Raw genomic sequence first — 7,072 nt, 5'->3', positions numbered from 1 at the left:
ATGGAACATAGCATGAACGAAATCACAAATTAATACAACTGAACAATGTGTTTACAGCGGGGTGATGTTGGATCGGATCACGCGCCGAAGCGATCGCGCGGAGCACGCCCTACGATCGATCCCGCCACCGCCGCAGCAGGAATGCCCGCATCGCCGGGTCTTCGCACAGGCCGATCGCCCGCTCATAGGCCGCGTCAGCCGGCTGGCCGAGCCGGCGCAGCAGATGGGCGGCCAGGGCCCAGTACGGCTGGTAGCTCGCCACCGCCTCGGCCGGGATCGTGTCGAGCAGCGCCTGCCCCGCCGCGGCGCCGCGCGCCTCGGCGATGGCGGCGGCCTGGCCGACCCGCCCGCCGATGGTGGGGGCCAGGCGCACCAGCCCCTCATACAGCAGGGCGATCGCCTCCCAGTCGGTCCGGCCGGTCCGGGCCCGCTGGGCGTGGACGGACTGGATCGCGGCCTCGAGCTGGAACCGCCCGAAGCGCCGATCCTGGGCGGCGGCCGACAGAATGCGCTCCGCCTCCGCCATCATCGGGGCCGACCACCGCGCCGTGTCCTGCTCCGACAGCGGGACGTAATCTCCGGCCGGGCTGCGGCGCGCCTCCCGCCGGGCCTCGCAATGCAGCATCAGGGCCAGCAGCCCCTCGACCTCAGGCTCGGCCGGCAGCAGCGGCCGCAGCATCCGGCCGAGATCGATCGCCTCCGCCGCCAGGCCCCGGCGGCGCGGATCGGCGCCGGCGACGTCGTCCCAGCCGCTGCCATAGGCGGCGTAGATTGCCTCCAGCACCGCGTCGAGGCGCGGCGGCAGCTCCTTCGCCTCCGGCAGCTCGAAGCCGATGCCGGCGTCGCGGATCTTGGCCTTGGCGCGCGACAGGCGCTGGCCCATGGCGGCCGGGCTGACCAGGAAGGCCGAGGCGATGCGCGCCGCGTCGAGCCCCAGCACGGTCTGCAGCATCAGGGGCGTGTGGATCGCCGGGTCGATCGCCGGATGGGCGCAGACGAACAGCAGCTTGAGCCGCTCGTCCGGGAAGCGGTCGGATTCGGCCAGAGCCTCGGCCTCCTCCGCCGCGATGCGGAGATCGGGCACGGCCTCGGCCCGCACCTGGAGATGGCGGGCGCCGTCGATCAGCCGGCGCCGCGCCGCGGTCAGCAGCCAGGCTTCCGGCCGGTCCGGCAAGCCGTCGCGCGGCCAGGTCTCCAGGGCGATCCGAAAGGCGTCGGCCAGCGCATCCTCCGCCGCCGCGATGTCCCGCGAGCGGGCGGCCAGGAAGGTCACCAGCCGGCCGTAAGAGTCACGCGCCGCCCGTTCGACCGCGCGGCGCGTGTCCGTGCTCACTGCTGCGGCTTCGGCGGTGCCACCGGCCGCACCTCGACCCCGCCGCCCGGACCGCCCGGATAGCGCGAGGCCCAGTCGAGTGCCACGTCCAGGTTCGGCACCTCGATGATGAAGAAGCCGGCGAGCTGCTCCTTGGTGTCGGCGAAGGGGCCGTCCTGCACCTGCCGCCCGCTGCCGCCGATGCGGATCGAGGTGGCAGTGGCCGGCGGCTCCAGCCCGGCGCCGGCGACCACGATTCCGGCCTCCTTCAACGCCGTCATATAGGGCATGAAGGCGGCCCAGAAGGCGGCGTGCTTTTCCGGGTCGCGGCGGGCGGCAAATTCCTCGGGGGTCTGCTGGAACAGCAGGGCGTACTGCATGATCGTCTCCATCGCATGGGGTCGAGCGCGTCTCGCTCACCCCCATGACGGGCCGGCAGAAGGCCTTTCGACATCGTCCGCGAAAAAATCCGCGGCGGCTAGACCCGCCGGCGGCGCGACTTGGCGAAGGTGTCGAAGGCCACGGCCAGCACGATGATCACGCCGATGATGATCTGCTGGATGTAGGAGGAGACGTTCAGCAGCACGAGGCCGTTCAGCAGCACGCCGATCAGCACGGTGCCGATCACCGTGCCGAAGATGGTGCCGATGCCGCCGAACAGGCTGGTGCCGCCGATCACCACCGAGGCGATCACGGTCAGCTCGTAGCCCTGCCCCGCCACCGCCTCGGCCGAGTTCAGCCGGGCCGACAGCACGAAGGCGCCGAGCCCGACGAAGAAGCCCATGATGACGTAGACGCTGAGCAGCACCCGCCGCACCTTCAGCCCGGACAGCCGCGCCGCCTCCGGGTTACCGCCGACGGCATAGACCTGGCGGCCGAAGCGGCTGTAGCGCAGCACCAGATGGGCCAGCACGGCGAAGCCCAGGAAGACCAGCACCGGCACCGGGATCTCCAGGATCTTGCCCTGGCCCCAGTAGCGGAAATCCGCGTCGAAGCCGCTGATCGGCCCGCCGCCGGACAAGAGCAGCGCGGCGCCGCGGAAGGCGGACATGCCGCCCAGCGTCACCACGAAGGGTGGCACCTTCAGCCGGGTGATGGCCACACCCTGCACCGCGCCCGCGGCCATGCCGAGCAGGATCGAGACCAGGGCGGCGGCGCCCCAGCCCCAGCCCTGCGCCTCCTCGCTGCCGAGCGCGAAATTGCCGGTGGCGCTGCCCTTGGCGACGATCGCGGCGGCGAGGCCGCAGAAGGCCAGCACGGCGCCGATCGACAGGTCGATGCCGGCGGTCAGGATGACGAAGGTCATGCCGATCGCCAGCAGCCCGTAGATCGAGACCTGGCGCAGCACGTTCAGCAGGTTGACGGTGGAGATGAAGCGCGGCTCGGCGATGGCGAAGCCGGCCATCAGCACCACCAGGAAGATCAGCGGCGCGAACCGCGCCAGAAGCCCGAACAGGTCGAAGCCGCCCCGATCCGGAAGTGTCGTGCCCTGCGCCATCTTGGTCTTTCCTATGCCGCCCTGCGGCGCGTCATCAGCCGCATCAGCGTTTCCTCGTCGGCCTCCGCGCGGCCGAGCTCGCCGGTGATCCGGCCTTCGCACATGGTGACGATGCGGTCGCTGATCGCCAGCACCTCCGGCAGCTCGGAGGAGATGGCGATCACCGCGATGCCCTCCCGCGCCAGCCGGCCGAGCAGCTGGTGCACCTCGGCCTTGGCGGCGACGTCGATGCCGCGGGTCGGCTCGTCGACGATCAGCACCTTCGGCCGCAGCGCCAGCCAGCGCGCCAGCACCACCTTCTGCTGGTTGCCGCCGGACAGGTTGGCGATCTGCTGCTCCGGCCCTGCCATGCGGATGCCGAGCGCCCGGCGGTATTCCTCGACCAGCCCCCGCTCCCGGCTGTCCGGCACATAGCCGAACAGCCCCGCCAGCTTGCCGAGCGCGGCGATGGCCAGGTTGCTGCGGATCGCCAGCGACAGGAACAGCGCCTGCTGCTTGCGGTCCTCAGGCACCAGGCCGATGCCATGGCGGATGGCGTCGGCCGGCGACCGGATCTCGACCAGCTTGTCCTCCACCAGGACGCGGCCACCGGTGCGGGAATCGGCGCCGAACACGGCGCGGGCCAGCTCGGTCCGCCCTGCCCCGACCAGCCCGGCGATGCCCAGGATCTCGCCGCGCTGCACCGCCAGCGAGACGTCGTGCAGCACGGTGGCGTGGGGGTTCAGCGCACTGCGCTCGGTGGCGATGCCCTCGGCCCGCAGCGCCGGCGGGCCACCCTGGGCCGCGCCGCCCTCGATCCGGGCCAGGACGCCGAGGTCGCGCCCGATCATCATGCGGATGATGGCATCGACCGTGATCTCGGCCACCTGCGCGCTGCCGACCAGCCTGCCGTCGCGCAGCACCGTGACCCGGTCGCAGACCGTCATCACCTCGTCCAGCCGGTGGGTGACGTAGATCACGGCGATGCCCTGGCCGCGCAGGGCACGGATGATCGCCATCAGCCGATCGACCTCAGTGGAACTCAGGGCGGATGTCGGCTCGTCCATCACGATCAGCCGCGATTCCATCGACAAGGCGCGGGCGATCTCGACCATCTGCTGCTCGGCGACGCTGAGGTCGCGCACCAGCCGGCGCGGATCGATGGCCAGGCCGATCCGGTCCAGCGCCGCCTTCGCCGCCCGGTGCATCGCCGACCAGTCGACCAGCCCGGCCCGCCCCGGCTCGCGCCCGATCAGGATGTTTTCCCCGACCGTCAGGCTCGGGATCAGGTTGAACTCCTGGTAGATCGTGACGATGCCGCGCCGCTGCGCCTCGTAGGGCGCGGCGAAGCTGACCGTCTCGCCGGCGAAGACGATGCTGCCGCCGTCCGGCGCCTGCGCCCCGGACAGGATCTTCAGCAGCGTCGACTTGCCGGCGCCGTTCTCGCCGAGCAGGCCATGCACCTCACCGGCCGCGACCTCCAGCCCGACGCCGTCCAGGGCGACGACGCCCGGGAAGCGCTTGGTGATCGCGGTCATGCGCAGCAGCGGTTCGGTCATGGTGTTCCTGCGATGCGGCGTGGGTTGGGTTAGCCGTGGCGAACCCAACACGTTCGAGCCGTTCTGTTGGGTTCGCGGTACCGCGAACCCAACCTACGAGCTACTTCACCTCGCCGATGCGCTCGGCCTTGTCGAGATTGGCCTTGGTGATGGCGATCGGGGTCAGCAGGATCAGCGACGGATCCGGCTTCTTCTCGGTCTTCAGATAGTCGACCAGCACCTCGACCGCCTTGCGGCTCTGGCCGCCCGGGAACTGCTCGATGGTGCCGGCCAGGCCGCCGTCGCGGATGCTGCCCAGCGCCTCCGGCAGCGCATCGAAGCCGATGATCTTGATCTTGTCCTGCAGGTTGCGGCCACGCACGGCCTCGAGCGCGCCGAGCGCCATGTCGTCATTGGCGGCGACGATCACGTCGGGCGGCGTCGACAGGCCGGCCAGGATCGATTCGGTGATGCTCAGCCCCTGGTCGCGGGCGAAGTTGGCGGTTTGCTCCGCCACGAATTTGTACCTGTCCTTGTGGGCGTCGAGGACATTGTGCACGCCCTTGTTGCGGTCGATCGCCGGGCTGGCGCCCGGCTGGCCCTGCAGGTTCACGATGGTGGCGCCGTTCGGATAGTTGTCCATCAGCCACTTCGCCTGGGCCTCGCCGCCCAGCACGTTGTCGGCGCCGACATGGGCCAGGATGCCGTCGACCCCGGTGACGCGGCGATCGATGGTCACCACCGGCACGCCGGCCTCCACCGCCTCGGTCAGCACCGGCGCCATGGCGTTGACGTCGATCGGGCTGATCACGATGCCGTCGACCTTCTGCACCAGCGCCGCCTCGACATCGGCGGTCTGCTTCGGCGCGCTGTTCTGGCCATCGGATTCGACCGAGGCGACGCCCAGCTTCTGCGCCTCGGCCTTCAGCTCGTTCATCATGTGGACGAAGAACGGGAAGCCCAGGCTGGGCACCGATGTCAGGATGGTCTTCTTGTCCTGCGCCGCCGCCGGCAGGGCGATCGCGACCGCCAGAACAGCGCCCAGCAGGGCGCGCTGCAACGTACCAGTCATGAGCTCTCCTCCACGGCGATTTGCCCGACTCTTTGTTCAGGCTGTCGGGGGCGGTGCCGCGCCGCGATCCCGACTCTTTGTTCAGCTTAAATTGTCGGATGATTGTTCGGCCACTGTCAACGGACCGCTCGGGGTGCGGCGGCGTTGGACAGACCGGGGGCGGATGGCGGATAAGCGTTCCGATCGAGGCCGCACGGGACGAGTGGACGATGGCGAAGACAAAGATGGTCGAGCGGCCGGCGGCGACGGCGGAGGCCGGCAGCCAACTGGTGGTGCCGGTGGTGTTGTCCGGCGGGTCCGGGACGCGGCTGTGGCCGTTGTCGCGGGCCGGCTATCCCAAGCAGTTCCTGCCGCTGGTGTCGGACAGCACCATGATCCAGGAGACGGTGGCCCGGGTCGGCGAGGCCGACGGCTTCGCCCCGCCGGTGTTCATCTGCGCCGACGACCACCGCTTCATCGTCGCCGAGCAGATGCGCCAGATCGGCGTCTTCCCCGATGCCATCATCCTCGAGCCCTCGGCCCGCAACACGGCGCCCGCCGTCGCCGTCGCCGCCCGCTTCCTGGCCGACCGCGACCCCGACACCCTGATGCTGGTGCTGCCCGCCGACCACCACATCGCCGATCCCAAGGGCTTCCGCGCCGCCATCGCCACCGCCGCCCCCGCTGCCCGCGCCGGCCATCTGATGACCTTCGGCATGCAGCCGACCGCGCCCGAGACCGGCTACGGCTACATCCTGCCCGGCGACGCCATCGCCGAGGCCCCCGGCGCCCGCACCGTCGCCCGCTTCGTCGAGAAGCCGCCGCGCGAGACCGCCGAGCGCTTCCTGGCCGAAGGCCGCCATCTCTGGAACGCCGGCATCTTCCTGTTCACCGCCGGCCAGTACCTGGCCGAATGCGCCCGCCACGCGCCCCAGGTCCTCGCCGCCGCCGACGCCGCGCTCAAGGCCGCCTCGCGCGATCTCACCTTCCTCCGCCTCGATGCCGCCGCCTTCGTCCAGGCCCCGTCGATCTCGATCGACCATGCGGTGATGGAGAAGACCGACCACGCCGGCATCGTCCCGGCCTCGATCGGCTGGACCGATGTCGGCTCCTGGTCGTCCTTGTGGGAGGTCGGCGACCGCGACGCCGACGGCAACCTGACCCAGGGCGATGCCCTCACCCTGTCCTCGCGCAACTGCCTGGTCCGCTCCGACGGCATCCTCACCGCCGTGATCGGCCTCGACGACGCCATCGTCATCGCCACCGACGACGCCGTGCTGGTCGCAGCCAAGGACCAGGTCCAGGACGTCAAGGCCATCACCGACCGGCTCAAGGCCGCCAAGCGGCCCGAGGCCGTGATCCACCGCGAGATCTACCGGCCCTGGGGCACCGTCAAGTCGCTGCATGCCGGCGACCGCTTCCAGGTCAAGCGCGTCCTGATCCATCCCGGCCAGGCCATCGCCCTGCAGCGCCACTACCACCGCTCCGAACACTGGGTCGTGCTCTCCGGCACCGCCCGCGTCACCATGGAGGGCCAGTCCCGCATCCTGCGCGAGAACGAGGCCGTCTACCTGCCGATCGGCACCGACCACAAGCTCGAGAACCCCGGCAAGATCGATCTCGAGCTGATCGAAGTCCGCACCGGACCCTATCTCGGCGAGGACGATGTCGTCCGGCTCGAGGAGCCCTGAGGC

General features: G+C 70.5%; 6 protein-coding genes. 1 reads left to right on the top strand and 5 read right to left on the bottom strand.

The genetic code is table 11. The annotated features are described in order from the left end of the window. Nucleotides 1-109 precede the first annotated feature (109 nt). The 5 genes from AAHM41_RS11025 to AAHM41_RS11005 all read right to left on the bottom strand — a co-directional run bounded on the left by AAHM41_RS11025 (nt 110) and on the right by AAHM41_RS11005 (nt 5,399). Nucleotides 110-1,333 (bottom strand): RNA polymerase sigma factor, encoded by a 1,224-nt coding sequence (locus AAHM41_RS11025; protein ID WP_342236583.1) that lies wholly within the window; start codon nt 1,331-1,333, stop codon nt 110-112. After that, nucleotides 1,330-1,692: a YciI family protein gene (locus tag AAHM41_RS11020; protein ID WP_342236582.1), complete on the bottom strand. Its 363-nt coding sequence runs from the start codon at nt 1,690-1,692 to the stop codon at nt 1,330-1,332. Before AAHM41_RS11020 ends, AAHM41_RS11025 begins: the two co-directional genes overlap by 4 nt. 98 nt (nt 1,693-1,790) lie before the next feature. Then, on the bottom strand, nt 1,791-2,810 hold the full coding sequence (locus AAHM41_RS11015) for an ABC transporter permease (protein WP_342236581.1): 1,020 nt from the start codon (nt 2,808-2,810) through the stop codon (nt 1,791-1,793). Nucleotides 2,811-2,821: 11 nt separating this feature from the next. After that, nucleotides 2,822-4,348 (bottom strand): sugar ABC transporter ATP-binding protein, encoded by a 1,527-nt coding sequence (locus AAHM41_RS11010; protein WP_342236580.1) that lies wholly within the window; start codon nt 4,346-4,348, stop codon nt 2,822-2,824. A gap of 100 nt (nt 4,349-4,448) precedes the next feature. Continuing rightward, a complete protein-coding gene (locus AAHM41_RS11005; RefSeq protein ID WP_342236579.1) occupies nt 4,449-5,399 on the bottom strand; it encodes a substrate-binding domain-containing protein in 951 nt (316 codons plus the stop codon). Between the two features lie 209 nt (nt 5,400-5,608). Here AAHM41_RS11005 and AAHM41_RS11000 point away from each other — a divergent pair, with 209 nt between their 5' ends. Next, nucleotides 5,609-7,069 (top strand): mannose-1-phosphate guanylyltransferase/mannose-6-phosphate isomerase, encoded by a 1,461-nt coding sequence (locus tag AAHM41_RS11000; protein ID WP_342236578.1) that lies wholly within the window; start codon nt 5,609-5,611, stop codon nt 7,067-7,069. Nucleotides 7,070-7,072 lie beyond the last annotated feature (3 nt).

The organism is Inquilinus sp. OTU3971 (assembly GCF_038440215.1).
Note: the sequence above shows the minus strand (reverse complement) of the source record. Positions and strands in the feature narration are given on the sequence as shown.

Coding starts and splice junctions, on each gene's coding strand:
- AAHM41_RS11005 (WP_342236579.1), bottom strand. CDS start 5,399: ATGACTGGTACGTTGCAGCGCGCCCTGCTGGGCGCTGTTCTGGCGGTC.
- AAHM41_RS11020 (WP_342236582.1), bottom strand. CDS start 1,692: ATGCAGTACGCCCTGCTGTTCCAGCAGACCCCCGAGGAATTTGCCGCC.
- AAHM41_RS11000 (WP_342236578.1), top strand. CDS start 5,609: ATGGCGAAGACAAAGATGGTCGAGCGGCCGGCGGCGACGGCGGAGGCC.
- AAHM41_RS11015 (WP_342236581.1), bottom strand. CDS start 2,810: ATGGCGCAGGGCACGACACTTCCGGATCGGGGCGGCTTCGACCTGTTC.
- AAHM41_RS11010 (WP_342236580.1), bottom strand. CDS start 4,348: ATGACCGAACCGCTGCTGCGCATGACCGCGATCACCAAGCGCTTCCCG.